Raw genomic sequence first — 26111 nt, forward strand, 5'->3', positions numbered from 1 at the left:
TTGTATAGAGTGTGAAAATTTAAAAAAGGTTGGAAAGCTTTTAAAGATTCTCTAAAGTAGTATTTTTTGAAAGATTTTAATTAGATTTTATCTTGATTATCCATAAAAAAAACGCTTCAATTATTTGAAGCGTTTTTTTATTATTACAATTTCTTGTTTTCTAATGAATCAATTTCTTTTTAACTACCATATCATTTTCGAGTGTAATTTCGGCGATATAAATACCATTTGGATAATTAAAACTATCTGAAAATTGTCTGGTGACATTCGCTAATTTATAGCGATTAATCAGTTTGCCGGAAATATCATAGATTTTTATAGATTTGATAAATTCGCTTGACTCGACTCTGATTACATTATTGATAATTGAAGCTTGAGTGTTACTGTTGTCCGGATTGTTTACCCCAAGAGTATTCGTAACATATACAATTTCAAATCGATTTTCAAAAGTACCGGCAACAGCATTAAAGGTATAAGGACTTTGTTTGATATTGTGGTCAATGCCCAATAAATTATCTCTTAAGTAAATGGTTTGGTCGCCTAAAAACAATCCGTCTAATTCATCAACTGCTATAGAATACATCCCTGGATTAGTAATTTTATAGCCTAAAGGCACTACGTCATTTTGATCAAATGGTAATCCTCTACCTTGAATCGCTAAACTTTTATCTCCTAAGATAGAATACAGATTTACTTCATTGTTTGTAAAGCTAACCCCGTCGTAATAAGTGTCAAGACCATTTGTTGCTTCGGCTTTGTAATTGACCATCATTTGACGGAATGTAGTATTGCTGTAGATGTTTAGCCAAATTCTATTGTTTTCAGAGCTATTTTCAGAGGAAGTTGTGGCGTTTGATGATCTGAAAAATTGATGGTTATCATTCGTTACGCGCATGCTGTTGTTGAATGTAATGTTTCCATCAGCATAAGCCTGTGCAAAGAAACCTTGACCTGCAGCAATTTTTCCGTTTGGTCTTAGACTCATATTAGAAGGGTCTGTTGAGGGAGCTGTTCCAACGCCACCGGAGAGATTCCAACTTCCATAATCTAAAACATTGTAAGGACCGGTTCCGCTGTATAATGTAACTGAGGTCCAAAAGAATATTGTTCCGCCCAATTCTGAATTGTTTTCAGGAAGGTTTGTAGGCAATACACCATACGTTAAAAACTTTTCTGCATCAATCGCACTTGGATAAGGATTTGCGAGTAAAACAGTGTTGCCAGGTCCTGTCGAACTTGAGTCAAAACTATCAACAGGAACGGTTACTACACCATTTCCTGGAGTACCTTGATATACAAAATCTATAGTTCCGGTTCCGGTGCTGAAAGGAGCTATGTTACGAACTCTTGCAATAAAACCTTGACCGGGAGAAACACTTGATAAAGCCATCCAAGCACCATCTAAAGTACCAGACTGCCATCTGTATCTTAAATCAAATTGATTTGGTATTTGGCTAAAAACATTTTCAACTACCGGTGAACCCCAATATACATAAGCCCAACGTGTCACTGGTCTGGTGGTACGCGTATAGGAAATGTGTCCTGTATTTACCGCACTGTCATTATGCTGTACTAAACTGGCATTGTTTTGAATTGTAAAGTTTGCCGTAGGATTTACATTGACAAAATCGGTAACTGTGATGTTGTTTGAGGAATTAATGAGTAGACTTGAATTAGCTAAAATGCTAAGACTGTAGGCAAAAGCTTCATAATTAGTTCCTGAAATAACAGGTTTATTGGTAACGTTTGGTATGATGACACAATTAGTGTTGTCAGGAACGCCATTTGGTGTCCAGTTCAAATCATTTTCCCATGCAGTACTCGCAGAACCATTCCATAATTTTCCAAATGAAGTGACCTCAATACAATTACTAAAAGCAGTACAGCTTACGCCATTGAGTGTTGAAGTTACTCTTAGTTGAAAGTAAGTAGTTTGTGTTACTGGTGGTGAGTCAAATGCTTGAGTTACTGCACCCGAAATATCATTCCATGGACCAGAACAACCAGTCGTGCTACTTTGCCATTGATAGGTCAATGTACTTGTGCCAGTTGCCGGTGTTACTATAGTAAAAGCACTTGGATTATCAATAGTATTACAAACATTTTGATTTCCGGCAATTACAGTAGGCGTTACCTCGTTAACAAAAACGGTGACGAAATTTGAGTTTGCAGAACAATTATTTCCATTTAATGTGGCAGTTGCGACTCTTCTGAAAAAGGTATTTTGATATATTGGCCCTGGTTCATCATAATCTGGATTAGTGGCTCCAATAATATTAGTCCAAGGTCCAGCACCTCCCGAAGTACTTATTTGCCATTGATACTGAAGCCCGGTTCCTGTACCCGGAGTTTCGGTAAATGCTGTTGGATTTCCACCATAACAAACGGTTCTGTTCCCGCTAATGGTTCCGGGAGTAACCGAATTAATTGTTACAGTAATACAGTTACTGCTTGCAGAACATTCTACAAGATTTAACAATGAATAGGTAATTCTTCGATAATAAGTGGTTACTAATAAACCGGCCGGAGCATCATAAGTCGTACCTGTTGCACCACCAATTGTATTCCATCCACTTGAGCATCCTTCTGTACTAGATTGCCATTCATAACGAAGTGTTCCTGATCCTGTTGAAGGTGTAATCACGGTAAATGCCGCTGGGTTATTTCCACAGAGGGTTTGGTCTGAACCAATTGTCCCGCCAGTCACGTTGTTGATGGTTATAGTAATACAGTTGCTGTAAGCAGAACAATTAACTCCATTCAATAAATAAGTAACTTTTCTTCTGTAATAAGTTGTTACTGTCAATCCGGAAGGAACGGTGTAAGTTGCATTATTTCCATTAATAGTGATGTCATTAAAATCAGAGTTGCAATCGGTAGTACTAATTTCCCATTGGTAAGTTCTTACGCCACCGCCTGTTGCATCCACACTAGTAAAGGCGACTGGTATTCCACTAGAACAAATAGTTTGATTCCCGGCTATGCTACCTGGATTAATATTGTTTACAGTTATAATTATTGGTGTGGTGCTTTGTGAACAAGTAGCACCATTAGTGTTGTAAGTAACTCCTGTAGTAACTGGAGGTGTTGGTCCAGTGGTTACATAAGTCGCCGTTCTTATAAACCAAGTTGTAGTTGTTAATCCAGATGGAGCATATATTGCGATATTAGATGAAGGGATTGGCGAATATGAACCTGCCAAACCTGTTGTACTACTTTGCCATTCGTATGTTAACGTTCCTGATCCTGTAGGTGCTGTTTGTGTAAAAGCTATAGGATTTGAACCACTACAAATAGTTTGATTAGCTGCAATAGTTCCAGCAGTGACTGCTGGTGCTACGCTAATAGTTACAGATATAGGTGTTCCTGTACAACCATTAGAAACCGGAGTAATGGTGTATATTACATTTTGAGTTGTTGCCGAGTTATTAACTAAAGTGTTATTGATGATATAGTTTCCGCCCACACCTATTGATCCGGAACCGGAAGTGTTATCTCCTGTAATATTAGGATTGTTATTAACAGTCCAGTTAAAAGTTGTAGTATTACCTGAATCTTGAATATTTCCTCTAACTTCTATACCTGCACTGCTGTTGCTGCAAATTGTCGAGCTTGGAACAGTTGCAGTTGCTCTCGGGGTTGGGCGAATAGTTACGTTAATAGTATAGGATTGTAAAGTACATATAACTGCTCCTGTAGCATTATAGTCATATACATAAGGTGTTATTACAACAGGACTTATTACCGTTACATCACTGGTGTTTTGCGCTGTTAATGGACCAATACTGGCTGATGAGTCTCTAAAGATTCCAAAGAAATACGATCCTCCTGTTGACCCAACAGGTCCACCAGTGGCCGGAGTTATGTTAGCAGCATTTGCTGTCCATCCATAACGAACAGCAGAAAATGAAAAATGAGAAGAAAGGACCGTTGGTGTAAAAGAGCTGCCAGGACATAAGATACCGGGTAGATTGTTATAATTTGTTGTAATACTACCGTTATCTGCCGGTTGAATTACAACGAAATTACTAGTTACACTACCACATAGATTGCTTACTATAAGCCTGTAGTATGTATTATTTGCTCCAAATAAAGGGATGGGGGCCGGTTGATAGGAATTGTTGGTTTGCCCTGCAATGTTAGTGTAGGTTACATTATTAGGGCTACTTTGCCATTGATAGGTATAAACCCCTGATCCGCCCGATGGAGGCGTAGTAATAGTCAATGCATTTGGAGTAGATACAAGACAGGCTGTTTGATTTGTGCCAATAACCGGTGCTACTAATGGAGCATAAACATTTACTGTAGCAATACCCGAGTTGGAACATCCATTACTTGCAGTTACTGAAATACTAAATATCGTTGTTTGTGTTGTAGATTGTGAATGCTGTAAAGTTCCTGTAATAGGATTAGTAGAAACAGGTGGGCCACCTACTGTTCCAATTCCCGTGATATTAGCATTATTTCTAGTCCAAGAAAAGGACGTTCCTGCTAAACTATTCGAGCTGCTCATAGTGATACTACTAATTGCTGTATTATTACAAATGCTCTGTAGGTTATTTGTTATCGTTAATTGCGGTTTAGGTTTAACAATTACTTGTACAGTTGTGCTAGAACTACATCCATCAACTGTTGCAGTAATTGTAAAAGTTTCAGTCACATCACTACTAGTAAAGTTCTCTAAAGTACCGCTGATACTAGTCCCTGAACCGCTAGTTGGCATACCAATTAATGACGAGATTCTTGACCAACCAAAAATGGTGCCTGCAACGTTTGAAGAATAAGTAATTGGATTTATAGCAACACCTCCGCACAAAGTTTGAGTAGCAGGATTTACGACTGTTATGATTGGTTTTGGTTTTACAGTGATTGTAGCTGTTCCCAATGAGTTAATAGTGCAACCATTTGCGGTAGCGCTGATAGTAAAAGTTGTAGTTTGTACAGTATTGGTTGAATTGGTTAAACTTCCCGAAATTGAAGATCCGCTTCCATTAGGAATTCCGGTTATATTTGGGTTGTTGCTTGTCCAACTATATGTCGTGCCGACAACACCATTTAAAGGATTTATACCAATAGTAGTAATGCTTCCTTCAGAACAAATATTTTGTGTGGCATTAGTAATCGTTACAGTAGGTACCGGATTTACTATTACACTCACAGTAAACGGATCGGAAGTACAATTGTCTTCCGTAGTCGCTGTAACACTGAACACAATAGTTTGTGGTGCGTTGGTACTATTAGATAAGTTTCCGGAAATTGTTGCGCCATTTCCGCTAGTTGCCATTCCGGTAACACCGACTATAGTATTTCTGGTCCAATTGTAGTCTATAGTTCCCGAAATTGTATTTGGATTGTTGAATGTTATTGGGTCAATATTGGCGCCTGAACAAATAGACTGTGACGAAAGACCTGTCAATATACCTACTGTAGGTTTAGGATCTACATAAACAACTACCGAAAAAGTACTGGCACTACAGCCATTAGTCGAAGCGGTTACATTGTAGGAAGCCGTTTGTTGTATGTTGGTTGGGTTTGTTAATGTTTGAACAAAAGAAGTTTGACCACTTAAAGCAGTTGCACCTGTAATTCCACCTGTGACTGTTGGTAATCCCCATGAATAGGTTGTACTTGGTGGCACTATGTTTCCTCCACCATTTGTTGGTAAAATTGTCGCTGTTCCAGCGCTACAAATTGTAGTGGAGTAATTGATTGTAATTGAAGGTGTGATGTTTACGGTAATACCGTAGTTTGCAGAAACAGCTCCGGTTCCACACGCATTAGTGCCTTGAACGGTTATGTTTCCTGAGTTTGCTGCCATACTAAAACTAACAGTTATTACGTTAGTGCCTGTTCCTGCGGTTATAGAAGCGCCAAATGGTAAAGTCCATATATAATTGGTTGCATTTGCTATAATTGGGACTGAATAAACAACGCTATTTTGTCCTTGACAAACCGTAGCTGAACCTGTAATTACTCCCGCAGCAAGAGGTAATGGATTAACGGTTACCGTTGTAGCAGAACAAGCCGATGTATTACAAGTGCCATTATATCTCACATAATAAGAAGTTGTTGTAATAGGAGATACCGTAATACTATTGCCAGTTCCTGCTGAGGTTCCACCACAAGAAGCAGTAAACCATTCTGCTGTGGCTCCGGTTCCTGATGTTCCTCCAACTAAGGTAAGTGTGGTAGAGGCTCCTTCACAAATGGTTGTTGTTCCACTGATGCTTGTTGGCGCAATGGACAATGTGTTAACAGTTACAGGATAATTTGCAGAAACGATTCCGTTTCCACATGCATTTGTACCCTGAACAGTAATATTGCCTGAGGTCGCTGAAACAGAGAAATCAACGGTAATTGCGTTTGTATTAGCACCGGTTGCTATAGTAGCACCGGAAGGTAAGGTCCAGATATAATTGGTAGCATTAATAATAGCTGGTACTGAATAGGATACACCGTTTTGCCCTTGACAAACGATTGCAGTTCCGGTAATAGTTCCCGCAGTCACCGGTAATGGATTTACGGTAATGGTAAGAATGGATACGATTCCGTCTCCGCAGGCATTTCTGCCCAACACAGTAATATTTCCAGAAATCGCTGTCGCTGAAAAATCTACTGCAATCGAATTTGTATTTGCACCAGTTGCTATTGTAGCTCCGGAAGGTAATGACCAAATATAATCTGTAGCATTAGCAATAGCGGGTACCGAATAAGTTACACCATTTTGTCCTTGACAAACAGAGGCTGTTCCGGTAATTGTTCCGGCAGCTACAGGTAATGGATTTACTGTAATAGTTTCAGAAGTACAAAGCGTTGTGTTGCAAGTGCTATTATATCTCACATAATAAGTAGTGGATAAAATAGGAGATACAGTTATGCTATTTCCTATTCCGGCAGAAGTACCACCACAAGAATCTGTAAACCATTCAATGATTCCTCCAGTGCCAACAGTTCCTCCGTTGACAGTAAGTGTAGTTGAATTTCCTTCACAAATTGTAGTTGTTCCGCTGATACTAATAGGCGCAATAGATAATGTGTTAACTGTTACGGCATAGTTTGCAGAAATAATCCCATTTCCACAGGCATTTGTTCCGTATACGGTAATATTACCTGAGACAGCTGAGGCTGAAAAATCAACAGTAATTGATTCTGTATTTGCTCCGGTTGCTATAGTTGCTCCGGCTGGTAAAGTCCAAGCGTAATCTGTGGCATTGGCTATAACAGGAACAGAAAAAGCTACACCAGTTTGTCCTTGACAAACGGCTGCTGTTCCGATAATTGTTCCTGCGGTTACCGGTAATGCATCAACAGTAATAGGATAAGTTGAAACGATTCCATTACCACAACTGTTGGTGCCATAAACTGTAATGTCTCCTGAAATAGCAGCAGCACCGTAGTTAACAGTAATCGAATTTGTATTCGCTCCTGTTGCGATTGTAGCTCCGGAGGGTAATGTCCAAGTGTAACCAGTTGCATTGGCAATAACCGGTACAGAATACGCCACGCCATTTTGCCCTTGACAAACAGTAGCTGTGCCGGATATTGTTCCCGCAGAATCTACTGGATTTTCAACTACAATTGTTCCGGTAGCTGATGCACTGCCGCAGCCATCAACTAAAGGAATGTCATAATTAAAAGTTCCTGAGACAGTTGGAATTCCACTAATGGTAATAGTATTTGATGCCCAAGATGCTGTTAGACCTGCCGGTAAATTTGTTGGTGTCTCAATTCCGGTTGTGTAAGTTGTAGTATGTGTTATATCAATTAAAGTCGTATTGATACACAAGGTTGGTGTTGAAGAAGCTACTCCCACAGTATTATTGGAAGTTACACTTACAGTACGAGCTACTTGTACCGATGGACCGTTACATCCATTGGCGGTTACACGAATATCTACCGTTCCCGAAAAACCATTTGCCCATGTCATCACACCTGTCGTAGCATTAATACTTCCTGCAGCACCATTACTCAAACTCCAGTTAAAACCGGTATTGTTTGTAGCTGTAGTAGTGTAAGTTGTGGTCGTTGTTCCATCGGTTAGCTGACATGTAGGCTCAGTTCCTGCTGAAACGGTTATTGTAGTAGGAGTTCCAACTGGTGGTGTTATTGTTACAGTTCGGATAACCTGTGATGTTGGGCCGTTACAGCCATTCGCGGTTACTTGGATATCTACGGTTCCCGAAAAACCATTTGCCCAAGTCATTACACCAGTAGTAGCACTAATGGTTCCTGCGGCACCATTACTTAAACTCCAATTAAAACCGGTATTGTTTGTGGCAGTTGTTGCGTAAGTTGTAGTCGTTGTCCCATTGGTTAACTGACAAGTAGGTTCTGTTCCCGCTGAAATAGTTATGGCAGTTGGTGATACCACGTTAGCATTTACCGTAATGGTTCCGGTAGCATTTTCGGTTCCGCAACCACCGGTTAATGGAATAGTGTAGTTAAAAGTTCCTGATTCAGTAGGTGTTCCGGTAATGGTAATGGTATTTGAGGTCCAAGAGGCCGAAACTCCTGCCGGCAAACCGCTTGCTCCCGATACTCCATTATCTTGTATGCCTGTTGCGCCTGTAGTGGTATGAGTAATAGCCACTAATGCGGTATTGATACATATAGTTGGTGTTGAAGATGCTGTGCCTGCGGTATTTAATGCGACAGGTGTAAAGTCACCAGCACTTGTGGCTGTTCCTCCGGGTGTCGTAACCGTAATTTTTCCGGTTGTAATTCCGGACGGGACAATGGCTGTAATTTGAGTGTCACTATCAACTGTAAATGAGGTTGCTGCAACCCCGTTAAAATTAACCTCAGTAGCTCCTGTAAAATTGGTTCCGGTAATTACTACTTCTTCTCCGGCGCAAGTTGATGTTGGGGTGAAATTGGTTATTGTTGGAGGAAGTGTATAGTACACTATAATTCTCATGAAATCAACAGCGACAGTCTGTGTTCCGCCACCAATATTAACCGAAAAAGCAGCGCCAAAGTTATTTGCGTTAATTTGTGCTACAGTCCAAGTTGTTCCCCATAAATCAGTTGGGGAACCATATGTAATGACTGCAAAAGAAGTTCCATAATTTGTTGCAACAGCTTTATTATCACCTAGAACAGTTCCGCCTCTAATTAATCGTACAGTATTGTCATTTGCAAATCTTCCACCGCTTGTATTACTTGTATTACGTTCAACTTGAAGTTCTATACCGTTAATGACTGATCCGGCAGGGATTGTAAAGCCATGATTGCTACTCAACAATTGTTCAGAAGTAGTGTTGACCGTAGCGGAAGAATTGTTATCGGAAACTATACGTCCCGGATTAGTCCATCCAGTGCCTGCTCCACCAGAATTAGCTCCAGCTCCAGCAAATCTTGTTTGGGATTGTCCAATTGAATTAGATGGAGCTAAAAAAACAAACAAAAAAAGCAAAGGTAATGCCCAAGTATGATAAAATGATTTTGTAGTTAATCTAAAAAACACCAACAACATTCTCAAGTTGAGTAAGCTCAAAATAGTGGATTGTAATTTTTCGGTTTGAGAGTATTTTTTTTCCATAACGTAACTTTTTGTTTCGGTTATACTTTGTTATAAGGCACTTTGTAAAAATGTACTATTTTTATAGGTATATCTTAAAAGTGTTGTGTTGTTGGAGCAAAATTAGGAATAAACCTGTAAGGAGTTTCATATTTAGGTTGTTTAGCCATAATTCTCGTTGAAATGCATGCGGTGTTTTTTTTATCCCATTAAAAAGGTAAGTCAACGATTGTTTGTAAGTGTTTAATTCTCGCAAATTCAATTGGTTGCATTCTTAGTTCTTTGGTTTAAACTATCAGTAATATTTATTTTTTTAGCATTTTTTTTGTGATTTTACTAATGGTTTTAGTTAAAAAAATTAATTTATTTCTTATTGAATTCCTCTTTTAAAATCCACCAATAAATAATCTTGAACGAAGACAAAACGCAGTGTTAAAAATGCATAATTGTCCCTTCGAATCACTATTATAAAATCCCTATATTTGTTATTCAAAAAAACCAAAATGAGTTTGATGAAATTGATTTTTAAAATCATCCTTTTATTACCGCTAACCATTTTTTCGCAAACGGATTTCGAAAAAGCGGAGAAGTTGGTCATACAAGGAAAACCAGCTTTGGCCAAACCTATTTTTGAGAATGTCTTAAAAGAAAGTCCTAATAATATCAAAGTATTAGAATACTTAGGTGACATTGAAGGTGCCAATAAAGCATGGACTAAAGCCATGTCTTATTATGATAAATTGAGAAAGCTCAAACCTAATGAAGCCAATTACCATTATAAATATGGTGGTTGCCTTGGGATGAAAGCCAAAGAATCTAATAAATTCAAAGCATTAGGGATGATTGATGAGATCAAAGCTTCTTTTGAAAAAGCCATTCTGCTTAATCCTAATCATATTGAAGCGCGCTGGGCTTTAATCGAATTGTATCTGGAATTGCCTGGAATTGTTGGTGGAAGTGAGAAAAAAGCACATAAATATTCAGATGAGTTATTCAAAATTTCACCCGTTGATGGCTATTTGTCAAAAGGTCGTATAGCCGAATATTTTAATCGATATAAAGAAGCGGAGAAAAATTATAAAAAAGCCATTGAAATTGGCGGCTCCAAAACTTCTTACCAAAAGTTGGCTAATTTGTACAAAAACAAAATGAACCAGCCCGAGAAAGCCAAATTAGTTTTAGAAACCTATCAAGAAAAAAACAAATCATAATAATGCGAACACATTTTATTGCCATTGGCGGTGCAGCCATGCACAATTTAGCCTTGGCCTTACACCATAAAGGATACCAAGTTACCGGAAGCGATGATGCTATTTTTGAACCTTCCAAATCTAGATTAGAAAAGAAAGGATTATTGCCAACAGAAATGGGTTGGTTTCCCGAAAAAATCACCGCCGATATCGAAGCCGTAATTCTCGGAATGCATGCCAAAGCTGATAATCCGGAGTTGCTGAAAGCACAAGAACTCGGACTCAAAATTTATTCCTATCCCGAATTTTTATACGAACAATCTAAAAATAAAACCCGCGTAGTCATTGGTGGTTCTCACGGAAAAACAACTATTACTTCCATGATTTTGCACGTGATGCATTTTCATAATATTGAAGTTGATTATATGGTTGGCGCCCAATTAGAAGGTTTTGATACGATGGTTCATCTGACGCATGACAACGATTTTATCGTTTTAGAAGGCGATGAATATTTGTCGTCACCCATCGACAGAAGACCAAAATTTCATTTGTACCAACCGAACATCGCTTTGCTTTCCGGCATTGCTTGGGATCATATCAATGTGTTTCCAACGTTTGAAAACTACGTAGAGCAGTTTGAAATTTTTGTTAACCAAATAACCAAAGGCGGTATTTTAGTCTATAACGAAGAAGACGAAACCGTTAAAAAAGTAGCTGAAGAAAGTACCAATACCATCCGAAGATTACCTTATCAAACGCCAAGTTATACCGTAAAAGATGGAACGACTTTATTAGATACGCCCGAAGGACCTATGCCGATCGAAGTTTTTGGTGCCCACAATCTCAATAATTTAGCCGGCGCCAAATGGATTTGCCAAAATATGGGCGTAGACGAAGCTGATTTCTATGAAGCCATTGCGAGTTTCAAAGGTGCATCAAAACGTTTGGAAAAAATAGCCGAGGGCAAAGGCAAAGTAGCTTACAAAGATTTTGCGCATTCGCCAAGTAAAGTATCGGCAACGACAAAAGCAGTTAAAACACAATATCCTGATAGAAAATTAGTAGCGTGTCTAGAATTGCATACATACAGTAGTTTGAACGCAGAATTCTTAAAAGAATACGAAGGCGCACTCGATGCAGCCGATGTTGCGGTGGTTTTTTATTCACCCGATGCTGTTAAAATCAAACAATTGGAGGAAGTGACTTACGACCAAATCGCACAATCTTTCAAAAGAGATGATTTGATTATTTATACCAATCCGTCGGAGCTCAAAGACTTTTTGTTCTCTTATGATTTAAATAATTCCGCTTTGCTTTTGATGAGTTCAGGAAATTATGGCGGATTGAATTTTGATGAGGTAAAAGGATTGATAGAGTAGTTCTCTCAATTTTGTCATTTCGACCAAAGGGAGAAATCTCATTAAGTGATTTTGAATATGTGATTTCTCCTTCGTCGAAATGACAAAGTTATTACTTTTCATACTTATAATGCCCAACAATTTCATAGCTAAACAAACAGTCTTCTAAAACCTGTCCGCCACCAACATTATGCACTATCATCGGATTGCCGTCCGGTGATTTTTTATTTGTAATAATACCAATGTGTGGTAGTTTACCATTAATCATCCAAGTGACCATTTCACCGGTTTTGTAATCATCAGGATTTTGGCTAATGGCTAATTTTTTACCTTTTCGAGTAAAGAAAGTTTCCAAATTCGGCACTCTTCTGTGGTCAATATTGGTGTCGGTTTTCTTTAAACCCCATTTGGTTGGGTATTTTGAAAAGTTGGCTTTCATGTCTTCATGCACTTCTTTTTGTAAATCAATCCCCAATTTTCGGTAAGCCCGAATCACAACATCGGTGCAAACTCCGGTTTTGGCAGGAACATCGCCATTCGGGTATTTTATAGCAACATAAGTTGGTGTGTAAATAATATTCGGGTCAATAATTGAAATCGCAGCAACTGCTAGTTTTTCTTCAAATGAGTTTGGCTTTGCTTCAATAACACGATCATTGATATCATTATTTTTTTGTCCACAAGTTAAAAATGTAAGTAAAATTAGCGAAAAATAAAAAGTTTTCATACTTTTAGTGTTTCATTTTATAACGTAAAAATCTTATTTATAGTATTTGCATTGGAACAAAATTTCTCTATAAAGAATTGGGCAGAAGACGATAAGCCGCGTGAAAAACTAATGCTGAAAGGCAAAACAGTTTTAAGCGATGCCGAATTGGTAGCCATTTTAATTGGTTCCGGTAGTCGGAATGAAAGTGCGGTATCATTGAGCAAAAGAATCTTGTTGAGCGTAAATAACAATCTCAATGCTTTGGGAAAATTGTCTCTGAAACAATTAATGGAATTCAAAGGAATAGGCGAGGCAAAAGCTGTTTCCATTGCGGCTGCGTTAGAATTAGGCAGAAGACGAAGAGTAGAAGAAACGGTCGAGTTAACCAAGATTACTTCAAGTAAAGCTGTTTTTGATATGATGCAACCCATAATCGGAGAATTGTTACATGAAGAATTTTGGGTATTGTATTTAAACAATGCTAACAAAGTGATTTACAAATCGCAATTGTCAAAAGGGGGCATTACCGGAACCGTAGTCGATGTTCGTTTGATCTTCAAAATGGCATTGGAACACAATGCTACCGCAATTATTTTATCCCATAATCATCCTTCGGGCAAATTACTCGCCAGTGATGCCGACCGAGATATTACAAAAAAACTTAAATTTGCCGGAGAGCAACTCGACATCAAAGTGCTCGATCATATTATCATCACCGAAAAAGGATATTTGAGCTTTCAAGACGAAGGCATTTTTTAAAATGAAACACATCACCGACATTTTTTTTGACCTAGATCATACGCTTTGGGATTTTGACCGAAATTCTGTTTTGGCTTTTGACAAGATTTTTAAAGTACATCATCCAACGATAAATACAGAAGCTTTTATCGAAATTTATGCACCCATAAATCAAGCGTGTTGGAAGTTGTACCAAGTTGATAAAATCACCCATGAAGAATTGCGTTACCAACGATTAAAGCAATCATTTGATGCGATGAATTATCCTATTTCAGATGAAGCTATCGATAAAATAGCACACGATTATATTGCTTTTTTGCCCGATAATAATCAACTGTTTGATGGCGCCATTGAAGTGTTGGATTACTTATTTTCAAAGTACAATCTGCATATTATTACGAATGGTTTTGCGGAAGTTCAGTATAAAAAAATAAGCAATTCCGGTTTGGGAAGTTATTTCAAGACGGTGACCAATTCTGAAATGGCTGGCGTCAAAAAACCGCATAGAAATATATTTGAATTTGCCTTATCTTTGGCTAAAACCAATAAAGAAAATGCCATTATGATTGGCGATTGTATTGATGCTGATGTTCGAGGTGCCATTGATTTTGGGATGAAGGCTATTTTGTTTGATGAAAAAAACAGTCACAACATTCCCGAAGTGCCAACCATCAATCGTTTAATCGAATTAAAAAACATATTGTAAAATGAAAAAAGTATTGCTGTCCCTAATTTTGTTATTGTCATTTGCGTCTTACTCGCAAAATATTAATGATTTTCAATACGTAATTGTTCCTATAAAATTCGACTTTTTAAAAGAAAATGATCGTTACCGATTGAATACTACCACTAAATTCTTGCTGCAGAAATATGGTTTTAAATCGTATTTAGCTACGGAAGAATTGCCAAATGAAGTTTTGACTAATAGGTGTTCTTTTCTAAATGCTTCTCTTGTGAATGACAATACTATGTTTGTGACCAAAGTAAAAGTGGTCTTAAAAGATTGTTATGATAGGGTTGTATTCGAGACAGCATTTGGAACAAGCCGCACCAAAGAGTATTTTCCGGCCTACAATGAAGCGCTTAGAGAAGCATTCAAATCATTTGACAAACTGAATTATAAATACAATGGAAGCCAACCCACAGAAAAAAGCTTAGGAAAAATTGGAGAAACGGCAGAAGTTAAGGTTCCAACAGAAATTAAACTTGCTTCAGAAAGGGCTGTTCCGACAACTGAACCTACCAAAGTTTTGGTTTCAGGACAATTATATGCACAACCTATTGCCAACGGATTTCAATTGGTTAATACAGAACCCAAAGTGATTTATAAAATTTACAATACTTCTGTAAAAGATTATTTCATCGCTTCCAAAGGAGATGTAAATGGTGTTTTCTTCGCCAAAGACAACGGTTGGTTTTTTGAATATTATCAAAATGACAAACTATTTTCAGAAAGAGTAGAAGTGAAGTTTTAAAAGTTAGAACTGAACACTAGTACCCATATTTATCCTTCCAACGATTTTTCAAAAAAGTGCGCATTTCGTTTTCGCGTGCATTATTTCCGGGTTTGTACAAATCGGTATTCCTGATTTCATCCGGTAAGTATTCTTGTTCCGAAAAATTGTTGGCGTAGTTATGTGAATATTGGTATTCTTCGCCATAACCCAATTCTTTCATCAATTTTGTCGGCGCATTGCGCAAATGAATCGGTACCGATAAATCTCCGGTTTGTTTGACCAAAGCTTGGGCTTCGCCTATCGCCATATAACTCGCATTGCTTTTAGGTGAAGTTGCCAAATAAATAGCACACTGACTTAAAATAATTCTGCTCTCCGGATTGCCAATCGTGGAAACCGCCTGAAAAGTATTATTGGCCATAATAAAAGCTGTTGGATTCGCATTGCCAATATCTTCGCTTGATAAAATCAACATTCTTCTGGCAATGAATTTCACATCTTCGCCACCTTCAATCATTCGGGCCAACCAATACACCGCGCCGTTTGGATCACTTCCGCGAATGGATTTGATGAATGCCGAAACAATATCATAATGTTGTTCGCCGGTTTTGTCATAAAGCACCGTGTTTTGCTGAACGAGTTCCAATACTTTATCATTCGTTATCGTAATTTGACCTTCAGGGCTGGCGTTTATAACAAGTTCGAAAATATTTAACAGTTTGCGCCCGTCGCCACCGGAAAGTCGCAATAGCGCTTCTGTTTCCTTTAGTTTTATTTTTTTGGTCGAAATGATTTTGTCTTCTTTTATGGCGCGTTGCAATAAAGCCAACAAGTCTTCTTTTGAAAACGGATTCAAAACATACACCTGACAACGTGACAACAAAGCGGGAATGACTTCAAAACTCGGATTTTCAGTCGTGGCGCCGATTAAGGTTACCCAACCTTTTTCGACAGCTGCTAAAAGCGAATCCTGTTGCGATTTACTAAAACGATGGATCTCATCAATAAACAGAATTGGGTTTTTAGCCGTGAATAAACCGCCGCTGGTTTTGGCTTTTTCAATCACGTCGCGTATATCTTTTACGCCACTGTTAATCGCACTCAATTCATAAAACGGACGATTGCTTTGCTTGGCTATGATTTGGGCCAAAGTCGTTTTTCCGGTTCCGGGCGAACCCCAAAAAATCATCGACGGAATCACGCCACGCGCAATTTGTTGGGTTAGCGAACCGTTATCACCCACCAAATGCAATTGGCTGATATAATCTTCTAAACGTTGTGGTCTGATGCGTTCGGCAAGTGGTGCTTCCATGTTGTAAATTTATGTTATTTTTTTGATTGTCACATTGAGCTTGTCGAAATGTTGGAGCCAATCGCTTGAGCATTTTTTAAATCATTTTCCCGCTGTCCGTTATATCCCGAAATTTCGGGATGTCACTTCCATCGGGGCTAAATGCAAACTGTTGGCTTCTTTTAAACTCAGTTGAAAAAGTTTCGCTAAGAATTTCTAGTTTCAAGACTATAAGCTTTGTGTGCTTTGCGCCTTCTTGGCGAACTTTGCGGTTAAAATCATGTTCAACTGACAATTTAGCATTACTTTTAATTTGGCTGTGTTTTTGACAACAATTATGTTTTAAAATAAAACCATGAACGATTACCATCACTTTAAGTTTACACCATCGGTTTGGATTATTCCAAGCTTTCTGCTGATTTTGATTTGGGCGGTTTTCTTTTTTGAACACAGTTTTAATATTGACTTGACTCCACACGGGATTTTACCACGAACATTTTCGGGTTTGCAAGGCGTTTTGTTTAGTCCGTTTTTGCATGGCGATTTGAATCACATTGCCAATAATTCCATTCCGTTGTTTGTTTTAACCACGGCACTGATATATTTCTACAGAGATGTTTCACTGAAGGTTTTGTGTTATGGTATTTTGCTTTCCGGAATCATTACTTGGGTTATTGGCAGAACGTCTTTTCACATTGGCGCCAGTGGTTTGATTTATGTGTTGGTTTCCTTTATTTTCTTCAAAGGCATGATGACGCAATATTATAGATTGATGGCTTTGTCGCTAACGGTAGTAATGTTTTATGGCGGAATGGTTTGGTTTATTTTTCCGGATGTTGATAAGACTATTTCTTGGGAAGGACACTTGGCCGGATTGGTAGTCGGTTTTGCTTTCGCAGTCTTATTTAAAACACCTGATTATAAAAAAGACATTCAATACGAATGGGAGAAACCCGAATTCAATCCGGAAAACGATTTGTTTATGAAACATTTTGATGACAACGGGAATTTTGTCAATACGCCAAAACCTGAAGAGATTGAGGAAGAGATTCCGGCAACCGAAGTCAATTATGTTTATCACTTTAAAGCAGCGACTGACGATAACAAGTCAGGCGAATAACTAACTGTCTAGCCCCGATTGTAGTGGCACGAAGTAGAACGGAAAGCGGGAATAAGGTTTACTGATAAAGCCCAAGCCTTTCGCTCCTGATTTAAACAAGTTCTGCCTGACTATTTATTGACGTTGACGAACAGTTTCATATAAAAACGCCCCACAAGCCACAGAAACATTCAACGAGCCGATCGTTCCGAACATTGGTAACTTGGCTTTTTCATCTACAATTTTCAACACAGACGGATTGATGCCGCGGTCTTCACTTCCCATGATGATGGCTATGGGTTGGTTTAAGTCGATGTTGTAAATGTTGTCTTCCGTTTTTTCGGTAGCGGCTACAGTTTTGATACCGCTGCCTTGAAGGTAAAATATAGCGTCTTTAATGTGATCAACTTTGCAAATCGGCACGTTGAAAACGGCTCCGGCAGAAGTTTTTACGGTATCGCCATTGACAGGAGCAGAACCGGTTTTTTGGACAATGATTCCGTCAACGCCGGTACATTCTGCGGTTCTGATGATGGCGCCGAAGTTTCGGGCATCGCTCAATTGGTCGAGGATTAGGAATAAAGGCGTTTTGCCACTTTCGACTACGCTATCTACTAAAGTTTCGAGTTTGACGAAGGTGATTGGCGCAATGGTTGCCACAGCACCTTGATGGTTGTTAGGTGTCAATCGGTTTAGTTTTTCAACGGGAACGTACGAGAAATTGATGCTGTGTTTTTTCATCGCTTTCATCAGTTCCTGCATCAATTCGCTTTGGGCGTCGCTTTGAATAAACACTTTGTCAATTTCTTTTCCAGCGCTGATGGCTTCAATAATGGCTCTAATTCCGAAGATTTGGTTTTCTTTTTCCATGGCGCAAATGTAGTCAATTATAGATTAAATGGATGAATTTAAAAATGGGAAATAATATTTTAAATCAATATCAATGTTATTAAAAACTAGCTTTAAAGCTAATGTGTACGATTGAATTGGACAGTTTTATTGCTTGGTTATTAGTGCTTCCATTGGCATAAACGATGTTGAATAATCCGTTTTTTGACAAAAGACCAAAACCAAAACCAAGGCCGAGAAGATTTTCGTTAGTGTCAGCGGTGTTGTCTTGCAAATAACCATAATCAATAATGGAATGAATGTATAAAGTTGGCGCAAGAACATAGCGATATTCAGTCAGTAAAGAGGTGAAGGTATTGGCTTGCAGGCTGTTTTCGTTAAAACCACGAATGGAGTTGATGCCGCCAAAACGGGACAGTTCGTTAACAATGTAATTTTTGCTTTGCAGGTAAAAATTTTGGGATTTTATATTGATGATATTTTTTTGGTTCAGGTACAGATTGTGCTTGAGGTTAAGGCTTCCGAAAAGTTGGTTGTCTGAAATTAGTTTTGAATTTCTTTTCCCTGTGCCTAGCTTTAGGTTAAAATTAGTTTTTTCCGGAAATAGGAAATCGTCATTTTTGAAATCAACAAACTCTAGTGCGGTGGTGATGTAAGAATTGTCGAAATCACTCAAATTGGTGGTGTTGGCATTTTGAATATCGCTTGATTCGGTAGATTGATAACCCAAATACAATCGGGTGTTGTAATTAAAAAAATAACCAAGCTCTATGTTGGTTCGGGTGTTTTGAAAAGTGCTGTCTTGTTTAAAAATGTTGAGTTCGGTTTTGAGTCCGATGGGGCTTTTGAAAATATAAGGCAATTCTAAGCCGAAATTGAAAGTTTTTTGGTCTTGGCCATCGCTTTTCCAATACAGAGAAAATTTTTCACCGGAGTTTAAAATATTCTGCAACACTAAATCTACATAACCGCTCAAAATCAATTTACTCTCTTCATCATTGGTAAAGCCGATGTAGCCGTCAAAGGAGTTGGGTTTTGCTTTTTCCAAATACACATATACTTTAGTAGAATCTTTGGTGAATAAAATTTCAGGATACTTACTTTGTTTGACAAACCGGAACTTTTCAAAGTCGTTGTAAAGTTTGTCCAAGTTCTTTTGATTAAACACTTTGTTTCGATAAAGTCTAAGGATGTTTTTTTTGTGGCTCTCCGGAAATTTTTCATAGCCGTTAATAACAATGCTGTTGAGTTGTCTTTTGGTTTCTTTGATGACGGATAATTCGGCTGTGATAAAGTTGGCTTTGTTTTGTAGATTTATGAGTTGCACTTTAGCCATTGAAAATCCATTGCTTTCTAATTTTTTTAAAGTGTTGTTCAGAAAGCTTTCGGTTTCCTCGTATGGAATGGTGAGTGTGTCGTTTTTTAGTTTGTAATAATCGGGAATATTTTCTTGATTATTTACACCTATATAAAGGTGTGCATAATTTATTTTTTTGCCAAGGTCATATTTATAGCTAAAAGTAGAGTCGTTTAGTTTAATAGTTTCTGAGAATTGGCTTTCGGTATATCCTTTTTTAGTCAGTTTTTCGTAGAAGGAATTGTTTTCGGTTACAATCGATTTTACGTTTTCGTGTTTTTTGGTGTAGCCGATGCTGTCAATTGTTTTGTTTTCGGTATCGTTTTGCCCGATAATTTTCAGATAGAAATTTTGTGCCGAAATATTCCCGCTGACGATGATTAGAAAAAAAAAGAGAAAAATCTTTTTCAAAGACTATAAAGTTTGGATAAAAATAACGCAAAATTTCTGTTTTTATTGTTGATAATCCAATCTAAAAATAATTTGTTTGAAATAGCTATTCACAAGGCTTGGGTTTTTAAAAGCACTTGCTTTATAATGGGTATTCTTTATCTCATTAAAAGACAAATATTTAATTGATGAAAAAATTAATTAATTACGATTTGTTTCATTGAAAATAATTACTACATTTGCAACCCCTAAAAAAGCGGGATTTTAATAAATAAAGAAATTTTAGTATTTAATTATGCCAACAATTCAACAATTAGTAAGAACAGGAAGAACTCAAATCACTAAGAAGAGTAAATCGGTTGCTTTAGATTCTTGTCCTCAAAGAAGAGGTGTTTGTACGCGTGTTTACACTACTACTCCAAAAAAACCAAACTCAGCAATGCGTAAAGTAGCGCGTGTACGTTTGACTAATGGAAATGAAGTGAATGCTTACATCCCAGGAGAAGGACATAATCTACAAGAGCACTCGATAGTATTAGTGCGAGGCGGAAGGGTAAAAGATTTACCAGGAGTTAGATACCACATTGTGCGTGGTGCGCTTGATACATCAGGTGTAGCAGGAAGAACACAAAGAAGATCTAAGTACGGTGCTAAACGCCCAAAAGAAGCAAAAAAGTAATTTAAAAACTTTTAAAGTAAAGACATGAGAAAAAGAGCGGCAAAGAAAAGACCACTTTTACCGGATCCTAAATTTAACGATCAGTTAGTGACACGTTTCGTGAACAACTTGATGTGGGATGGTAAGAAATCAACAGCTTTCAAAGTATTCTATGATGCAATGGATATCGTAGAAGCAAAAAAGAACAATGATGAGAAAGCATCATTAGAAGTTTGGAAAGATGCTTTAACCAACGTTATGCCTCACGTAGAAGTACGTAGTCGTAGAGTAGGTGGAGCTACATTCCAAATTCCAATGCAAATCAGACCGGACAGAAAAATCTCTATGGCTATGAAGTGGATGATACTTTATGCTAGAAGAAGAAACGAAAAGTCAATGGCTGGTAAATTAGCTTCTGAAATCTTAGCTGCGGCTAAAGAAGAAGGTGCTGCTGTTAAGAAGAGAATGGATACTCACAAAATGGCAGAAGCAAATAAAGCATTCTCTCACTTTAGATTTTAATATTTAAGAAATGGCTAGAGATTTAAAATTTACAAGAAACATCGGAATTGCTGCTCACATTGATGCTGGTAAAACAACAACAACGGAGCGTATATTATTCTATACCGGAAAATCACACAAAATTGGTGAAGTGCACGATGGTGCTGCAACAATGGACTGGATGGCACAAGAGCAAGAAAGAGGTATTACCATTACTTCTGCTGCTACCACTTGTGAGTGGAGTTTTCCAACAGAACAAGGTAAACCATTACCAACTTCTCAAGATTACCACTTTAACATTATTGATACTCCTGGACACGTTGACTTTACCGTAGAGGTAAACCGTTCATTACGTGTATTGGATGGATTGGTTTTCTTGTTTAGTGCTGTTGACGGTGTTGAGCCTCAATCAGAAACTAACTGGAGATTGGCCGATCAATATAGAGTTCCACGTATGGGATTCGTAAACAAAATGGACCGTCAAGGTTCAAACTTCTTGAGCGTTTGTCAACAAGTTAGAGACATGTTAAAATCTAACGCAGTTGCGATTACTTTGCCAATCGGTGAAGAAAACGACTTTAAAGGAGTGGTTGATTTAGTAAAAAATCAAGCTATCGTATGGCATGATGAAACTCAAGGGGCAACTTTTGATATTGTTGATATTCCTGCTGATATGGTTACTGAAGTTAAAGAATACAGAGATATCCTTATCGAGGCAGTGGCTGATTATGATGAGAACTTGCTTGATAAATACATGGAAGATCCGGATTCTATTACTGAAGACGAAATCAACATCGCTTTAAGAGCGGCTACTATCGATATGGCTATCATTCCTATGATTGCCGGATCATCATTCAAAAACAAAGGTGTTCAATTCATGTTGGATGCTGTATGTAAATATTTACCATCTCCTTTAGATAAAGAAGGTATTGAAGGAATTCATCCTGATGATGCTGAATTATTGGAAGAAGATCAAACTAAAATCTTACGTCGTCCTGATGTAAAAGAGCCGTTCGCAGCTTTGGCATTTAAAATTGCTACTGACCCTTATGTTGGTCGTTTGGCTTTCTTCCGTGCTTATTCAGGTCGTTTAGATGCTGGTTCTTACATCTTGAACACTCGTTCAGGAAATAAAGAAAGAATTTCTCGTATCTACCAAATGCACGCTAACAAGCAAAACCCAATCGATTATATCGAAGCAGGTGATATTGGAGCAGCAGTTGGATTTAAAGATATCAAGACTGGAGATACAATGTGTGACGAAAAGCACCCAATCATTCTTGAGTCAATGAAATTCCCTGCGCCGGTAATTGGTATCGCTATCGAACCAAAAACGAAAGCAGACGTTGATAAAATGGGTATGGCTTTGGCTAAATTGGCTGAAGAAGATCCAACGTTTACAGTAAGAACTGATGAGGCTTCAGGTCAAACGATTATTTCGGGAATGGGTGAGTTACACTTAGACATCCTTGTAGATCGTATGAAACGTGAATTCAAAGTTGAAGTGAACCAAGGGGAACCTCAAGTTGAATACAAAGAAGCTTTCACAAAATCTGCACAACACAGAGAAACATACAAAAAACAATCAGGTGGTCGTGGTAAATTCGGTGATATCGTATTTTTACTTGAGCCGGCAGATGAAGTTGATGGTAAAGTTCCTGTAGGATTGCAGTTTGTTAATGCTGTAAAAGGTGGTAACGTTCCTAAAGAATACATTCCTTCTGTAGAGAAAGGTTTCAGAGAGGCTATGAAAACTGGTCCATTAGCTGGATACCAAGTAGATAGTTTGAAAGTAACTTTATTAGATGGATCTTTCCACCCGGTAGATTCTGATGCGCTTTCTTTCGAATTGGCTGCTAAAATGGGGTACAAAGAAGTAGCGAAAGCTGCCGGAGCTGTAATCCTTGAGCCAATCATGAAAATGGAAGTTATTACTCCGGAAGAAAACATGGGAGATATCGTAGGTGATATCAACCGTCGTAGAGGTCAAGTTAATGATATGGGTGACAGAAATGGCGCTAAAACAATCAAAGCTAACGTGCCTTTATCTGAAATGTTTGGTTATGTAACAACCTTAAGAACATTGTCTTCAGGTAGAGCAACTTCTACAATGGAATTCTCTCACTACGAGCAAACTCCTTCAAATATTTCTGAAGAAGTAATCAAAAAAGCAAAAGGTAACGCTTAATTCTTATCAAGATGAGTCAAAAAATTAGAATAAAATTAAAGTCTTACGATCATATGTTGGTTGATAAATCAGCTGAGAAAATCGTAAAAACTGTGAAAAGCACAGGTGCTGTCGTAACAGGTCCTATTCCGTTACCTACACACAAAAAGATATTTACTGTATTGCGTTCTCCGCACGTTAACAAAAAAGCGAGAGAGCAGTTTGAAGTAAGTTCGTATAAAAGATTATTAGATATTTACTCTTCATCTTCAAAAACGATTGATGCTCTAATGAAATTAGAGTTGCCAAGTGGTGTTGAAGTGGAAATCAAAGTATAAGTAATACTCTTTGCCAATTTAAGTTTTAAGTATTAGGATTTTGAAAATTATTCTAATACTTAATTCTTTATGAATGAATAACAAAAATTTTATTAATTAATAATTAGTTTATTATGTCTGGGTTAATTGGAAGAAAAATCGGCATGACTAGCATTTTCGATGAAAACGGGAAAAACATTCCTTGTACAGTAATCGAGGCTGGACCTTGTGTCGTTACCCAAGTCAGAACCAATGAGGTTGACGGGTATACAGCTCTTCAACTTGGTTTCGATGACAAAACAGAAAAACACGCTACTAAAGCTGACTTAGGTCACTTTAAAAAAGCCGGTACTTCTGCTAAGAAAAAAGTCGTTGAATTCCAAGGGTTTGAAGAAAATTACAAATTAGGTGATAACATCACCGTGGAAGTATTCAGCGAAGGAGAATTTGTTGATGTACAAGGTGTATCAAAAGGAAAAGGTTTCCAAGGGGTTGTAAAACGTCACGGTTTTGGTGGTGTTGGACAAGCTACTCACGGACAACACAACCGTTTGAGAGCGCCAGGTTCTGTAGGAGCATCTTCTTATCCATCACGTGTATTCAAAGGAATGCGTATGGCGGGAAGAATGGGAGGTGATAATGTAAAAGTACAAAATCTTAGAGTTTTAAAAGTAGTAGCTGAAAAGAACCTGCTTGTTGTTAAAGGAGCTATTCCTGGATGCAAAAACTCTTACGTAATCATTCAGAAGTAATGGAAGTAAAAGTTATAGATATCAACGGAAAAGATACTGGAAGAAAAGTTCAACTTTCTGATTCAGTATTCGGCATTGAGCCAAATAATCACGCAGTATATCTTGATGTTAAGCAATACTTAGCAAATCAAAGACAAGGTACGCACAAAGCAAAAGAAAGAGCTGAAGTAGCGGGAAGTACTCGTAAGATTAAAAAACAAAAAGGAACAGGTACTGCTCGTGCAGGATCTAAAAAGAGTCCATTGTTCAAAGGTGGAGGAACAGTATTCGGTCCAAGACCAAGAAGCTACTCTTTCAAATTGAACAAAACTGTAAAAAGATTGGCTAGAAAATCTGCCTTCTCTTTGAAAGTTAAAGAATCAAATTTATTAGTTGTGGAAGACTTTAATTTTGAAACACCAAACACTAAAAATTTCATCAACGTTTTGAAAGCTTTAGGGTTAGAAAACAAAAAATCTTTGTTTGTGTTGGGTGATTCAAATAAAAATGTATATTTGTCGTCACGCAATTTAAAGGCATCTAGCGTAGTAACTAACTCAGAATTAAGTACTTACGAGATTTTAAATGCAAATAATTTAGTTCTTTTAGAAGGATCTTTAGAAGGAATTGAAGAAAATTTAAGCAAATAATAGACCATGAGTATTATAATTAAGCCTATCATAACTGAAAAAATCACCAAAGAAGGTGAGGTTTTCAACCGTTTTGGTTTTGTTGTTGATAAAAAAGCAAACAAAGTTCAAATTAAGAAAGCTGTAGAAGCTGCTTACGGAATTTCTGTTGTTTCTGTTAACACGATGAACTATAGAGCAGATAGAACTACTAAATATACAAAAAGTGGTTTGATTAGCGGAAAAACGAACAGCTACAAGAAAGCTGTCGTACAAGTAAAAGAAGGAGAAACAATAGATTTTTATAATAATATCTAATAGAAAATGTCAGTTAGAAAATTAAAACCTATTACCCCTGGTCAGCGTTTTAGAGTTGTGAATGGTTTTGACGCCATCACGACTGATAAGCCGGAGCGTTCATTGATCGCACCGATAAAAAACTCAGGTGGTAGAAATAGTCAAGGAAAAATGACCATGCGTTATACAGGCGGTGGTCACAAACAAAGGTATCGTATCATTGATTTCAAAAGAACTAAAGTGGGAATTCCTGCTACAGTGAAATCAATCGAGTATGATCCAAACAGAACTGCTTTTATCGCATTATTGTGGTATGTTGATGGAGAGAAAACGTATATCGTTGCTCAAAATGGTCTACAAGTAGGACAAACTGTTGTATCTGGTGAAGGTGCAGCTCCTGAAATCGGAAATACTTTGCCTTTGAGCAAAATTCCTTTGGGAACTGTAATTTCTTGTATTGAATTACGTCCGGGTCAAGGAGCTACTATTGCTAGAAGCGCAGGAACTTTTGCTCAATTAATGGCAAGAGATGGTAAATATGCAACAATTAAAATGCCGTCAGGAGAAACAAGATTAATCTTGTTGACTTGTTCAGCTACCATTGGAGCAGTATCTAATTCTGACCACCAATTAATCGTATCTGGTAAAGCAGGTAGATCAAGATGGTTAGGTAGAAGACCAAGAACAAGACCGGTAGCTATGAACCCTGTCGATCACCCAATGGGTGGTGGTGAAGGACGTTCTTCTGGAGGTCACCCACGTTCTAGAAAAGGTCTTCCTGCTAAAGGTTATAGAACTCGTTCTAAAGTTAACCCGAGTAACAAGTATATTGTAGAACGCAGAAAGAAATAAT

General features: G+C 37.8%; 20 protein-coding genes. 14 read left to right on the forward strand and 6 right to left on the reverse strand.

Annotation, left to right across the window (positions count from 1 at the left end; all coding sequences use genetic code 11):
* Window positions 1–160: 160 nt before the first annotated feature.
* Window positions 161–9541 carry a PKD-like domain-containing protein gene (locus tag C8C84_RS06920; RefSeq protein ID WP_121312836.1) on the reverse strand — a complete coding sequence of 3127 codons (9381 nt, stop codon included), beginning with the start codon at window positions 9539–9541 and terminating at the stop codon, window positions 161–163.
* A gap of 491 nt (window positions 9542–10032) precedes the next feature.
* Here C8C84_RS06920 and C8C84_RS06925 point away from each other — a divergent pair, with 491 nt between their 5' ends.
* Window positions 10033–10731, forward strand: coding sequence for a lipopolysaccharide assembly protein LapB (locus tag C8C84_RS06925; RefSeq protein WP_121312837.1), 699 nt, complete (start codon window positions 10033–10035; stop codon window positions 10729–10731).
* 2 nt (window positions 10732–10733) lie between these two features.
* Entirely contained in the window at window positions 10734–12089 is a 1356-nt protein-coding gene (murC, locus tag C8C84_RS06930) for a UDP-N-acetylmuramate--L-alanine ligase (protein ID WP_121312838.1), read from the forward strand.
* Window positions 12090–12180: 91 nt separating this feature from the next.
* Here murC and C8C84_RS06935 read toward each other — a convergent pair whose 3' ends face one another.
* Window positions 12181–12795, reverse strand: coding sequence for a DUF1287 domain-containing protein (locus tag C8C84_RS06935; RefSeq protein ID WP_121312839.1), 615 nt, complete (start codon window positions 12793–12795; stop codon window positions 12181–12183).
* A gap of 51 nt (window positions 12796–12846) precedes the next feature.
* Here C8C84_RS06935 and radC point away from each other — a divergent pair, with 51 nt between their 5' ends.
* From radC to C8C84_RS06950, 3 genes are read left to right on the forward strand one after another with little or no spacing between them, the layout of a single operon-like run.
* Window positions 12847–13536, forward strand: coding sequence for a DNA repair protein RadC (gene radC / locus C8C84_RS06940; protein WP_121312840.1), 690 nt, complete (start codon window positions 12847–12849; stop codon window positions 13534–13536).
* A gap of 1 nt (window position 13537) precedes the next feature.
* The gene (locus tag C8C84_RS06945; protein ID WP_121312841.1) at window positions 13538–14221 is read left to right on the forward strand and encodes a YjjG family noncanonical pyrimidine nucleotidase; all 684 of its coding nucleotides are present in this window, start codon (window positions 13538–13540) and stop codon (window positions 14219–14221) included.
* Between the two features lies 1 nt (window position 14222).
* Window positions 14223–14990, forward strand: a complete 768-nt coding sequence (locus C8C84_RS06950; RefSeq protein ID WP_121312842.1) for a hypothetical protein — start codon at window positions 14223–14225, stop codon at window positions 14988–14990.
* A 16-nt stretch (window positions 14991–15006) separates the two neighbouring features.
* Here C8C84_RS06950 and C8C84_RS06955 read toward each other — a convergent pair whose 3' ends face one another.
* A complete protein-coding gene (locus C8C84_RS06955) occupies window positions 15007–16284 on the reverse strand; it encodes a replication-associated recombination protein A (RefSeq protein ID WP_121312843.1) in 1278 nt (425 codons plus the stop codon).
* Between the two features lie 76 nt (window positions 16285–16360).
* Window positions 16361–16633 carry a hypothetical protein gene (locus tag C8C84_RS06960; protein WP_121312844.1) on the reverse strand — a complete coding sequence of 91 codons (273 nt, stop codon included), beginning with the start codon at window positions 16631–16633 and terminating at the stop codon, window positions 16361–16363.
* Between C8C84_RS06960 and C8C84_RS06965 the strand changes: the two genes are divergently transcribed.
* Window positions 16619–17383, forward strand: a complete 765-nt coding sequence (locus tag C8C84_RS06965) for a rhomboid family intramembrane serine protease (RefSeq protein ID WP_121312845.1) — start codon at window positions 16619–16621, stop codon at window positions 17381–17383. The genes C8C84_RS06960 and C8C84_RS06965 overlap by 15 nt on opposite strands.
* A 114-nt stretch (window positions 17384–17497) precedes the next feature.
* Here the strand turns inward: C8C84_RS06965 and rlmB are convergent, their stop codons facing one another.
* Window positions 17498–18232, reverse strand: coding sequence for a 23S rRNA (guanosine(2251)-2'-O)-methyltransferase RlmB (gene rlmB / locus C8C84_RS06970; RefSeq protein ID WP_121312846.1), 735 nt, complete (start codon window positions 18230–18232; stop codon window positions 17498–17500).
* Between the two features lie 79 nt (window positions 18233–18311).
* A complete protein-coding gene (locus C8C84_RS06975; protein WP_121312847.1) occupies window positions 18312–19979 on the reverse strand; it encodes a hypothetical protein in 1668 nt (555 codons plus the stop codon).
* Window positions 19980–20253: 274 nt separating this feature from the next.
* On the opposite strand from C8C84_RS06975, the gene rpsL reads away from it, so the two are divergent.
* The 8 genes from rpsL to rplB all read left to right on the forward strand — a co-directional run bounded on the left by rpsL (window position 20254) and on the right by rplB (window position 26110).
* On the forward strand, window positions 20254–20637 hold the full coding sequence (gene rpsL, locus C8C84_RS06980) for a 30S ribosomal protein S12 (protein ID WP_007136570.1): 384 nt from the start codon (window positions 20254–20256) through the stop codon (window positions 20635–20637).
* A gap of 24 nt (window positions 20638–20661) precedes the next feature.
* A complete protein-coding gene (gene rpsG, locus C8C84_RS06985) occupies window positions 20662–21138 on the forward strand; it encodes a 30S ribosomal protein S7 (protein WP_121312848.1) in 477 nt (158 codons plus the stop codon).
* Between the two features lie 10 nt (window positions 21139–21148).
* Window positions 21149–23305 carry an elongation factor G gene (gene fusA, locus C8C84_RS06990; protein WP_121312849.1) on the forward strand — a complete coding sequence of 719 codons (2157 nt, stop codon included), beginning with the start codon at window positions 21149–21151 and terminating at the stop codon, window positions 23303–23305.
* Between the two features lie 11 nt (window positions 23306–23316).
* The gene (gene rpsJ / locus C8C84_RS06995) at window positions 23317–23622 is read left to right on the forward strand and encodes a 30S ribosomal protein S10 (RefSeq protein ID WP_026710316.1); all 306 of its coding nucleotides are present in this window, start codon (window positions 23317–23319) and stop codon (window positions 23620–23622) included.
* Window positions 23623–23735: 113 nt separating this feature from the next.
* Complete coding sequence (gene rplC / locus C8C84_RS07000) at window positions 23736–24353, forward strand: 50S ribosomal protein L3 (RefSeq protein WP_121312850.1); 618 nt, start codon at window positions 23736–23738, stop codon at window positions 24351–24353.
* The gene (rplD, locus tag C8C84_RS07005) at window positions 24353–24982 is read left to right on the forward strand and encodes a 50S ribosomal protein L4 (protein WP_121312851.1); all 630 of its coding nucleotides are present in this window, start codon (window positions 24353–24355) and stop codon (window positions 24980–24982) included. Before rplC ends, rplD begins: the two co-directional genes overlap by 1 nt.
* Window positions 24983–24988: 6 nt before the next feature.
* Window positions 24989–25279 carry a 50S ribosomal protein L23 gene (gene rplW / locus C8C84_RS07010; RefSeq protein WP_121312852.1) on the forward strand — a complete coding sequence of 97 codons (291 nt, stop codon included), beginning with the start codon at window positions 24989–24991 and terminating at the stop codon, window positions 25277–25279.
* A 6-nt stretch (window positions 25280–25285) separates the two neighbouring features.
* Complete coding sequence (rplB, locus tag C8C84_RS07015; RefSeq protein WP_121312853.1) at window positions 25286–26110, forward strand: 50S ribosomal protein L2; 825 nt, start codon at window positions 25286–25288, stop codon at window positions 26108–26110.
* Window position 26111: the final 1 nt, after the last annotated feature.

The organism is Flavobacterium sp. 102 (assembly GCF_003634615.1).
Classification (GTDB): domain Bacteria; phylum Bacteroidota; class Bacteroidia; order Flavobacteriales; family Flavobacteriaceae; genus Flavobacterium.